We start from the raw sequence: 1,546 nt of genomic DNA on the forward strand, positions 1-1,546 counted from the left end.
GGCAATAATGGCGATTCCTCGGCCGTCATCCTGTCCGGACCGGGAACCCTGTCGCAAATCACCGGCGGCGCGTTCCAGGTCAGCGGTCTCTCCACCACCGCCGTCACCACCGTCAGCGTCACGCGCAAATTCACCCAGGCGGAATATGTCCAGTCACGGGTCTTTGTCGGCTCCGCTTCCGCCGGCACCACCAGCGGCAATTCGATCATCTTCGCCAATGCCAGCATTACACGCCCGCCCGCGATCACGACCAGTTTCGCGTTTACCGATAGCACGGACGGATCGACCACCACCGTCACGCTCGCCAATGGTCTGGTGCGCACCTCGACCTATGACCGCACCGGCAATCTACTGACCTTCGCCGAATCAGGCAGTGGAGTCACCACCGCCACGACCAGCTATAAATATGATGCGCTGGGGCGACTGCGCTTCGTCACCAACCCGACCGGACAGCGCAATTTCTTCTTCTACGATGCCGATGGTCGCAAGATCGGAGATGTCGATGGCGACGGCTCGCTCACCGAATATCGTTACGATGCCACCGGACGTGTCACCACCACCATCACCTATGCGACACGACTAACAAGCATCCAACTTGCCTCACTTGTCGACGGCAGCGGCAATCCCTCCAGCGTCGCCCTTGCGACGATCCGGCCTGCGACAGACGTCGCCAATGACCGTTGGAGTTGGACATTCCACGATATCGCCGGTCGAATGATCCGGACGATCGACGCCACCGGCGTGGTTACCGTCTACACCTATGACGGCGCGTCCCAACTGGTCTCCACCACGGTACTCTCCAATCGGATGGCCGCTGCCGATATCGTTGCGCTCAAGGCCAGTGCGCCGTTCAACCTTTATACCGATGCGAACACGCCCTCCTTCTGGACGGGGTCGAACGCGACCATCGCGCAGGTAACCGGCACGCCCGCGGGCACGGCCTTGTCGATGACGGCGACCGCCAACAATCTGTCGATCGCAATTCCAGCCACGCAACAGGTGCCGGTCGCCGCCGGCGATACGCTGACCTTTACCGTCCAGCTTGTCGGTGGCAATTTCACCACCGCCAGCCTCGCGCTGCTCGGCGGCACGTCCCTGTACGGCAATAATGGCGATTCCTCGGCCGTCATCCTGTCCGGACCGGGAACCCTGTCGCAAATCACCGGCGGCGCGTTCCAGGTCAGCGGTCTCTCCACCACCGCCGTCACCACCGTCAGCGTCACGCGCAGATTCACTCAGGCGGAATATGTCCAGTCACGGGTCTTTGTCGGCTCCGCTTCCGCTGGCACCACCAGCGGCAATTCGATCATCTTCGCCAACGCCAACCTCGCCGTCTCGCGGAACCTCTATACCGGGGCCAACACGCCCGCCTTCTGGACGGGCTCGAACGCGACCATCACACAGGTAACCGGCACGCCGGCGGGCACGGCCTTGTCGATGACGGCGACCGCCAACAATCTGTCGATCGCAATTCCAGCCACGCAACAGGTGCCGGTCGCCGCCGGCGATACGCTGACCTTCACCGTCCAGCTCATCGGTGGCAATT

The 1,546-nt window shown here is 62.4% G+C and carries 1 pseudogene; it reads left to right on the plus strand.

From position 1 onward, the window contains the following. Window positions 1–1,546 (plus strand): annotated as a pseudogene (locus OO12_RS13495) (RHS repeat protein); the annotation flags it as partial.

It is taken from the genome of Sphingomonas sp. ERG5, assembly GCF_000803065.1.
Lineage (GTDB): Bacteria > Pseudomonadota > Alphaproteobacteria > Sphingomonadales > Sphingomonadaceae > Sphingomonas.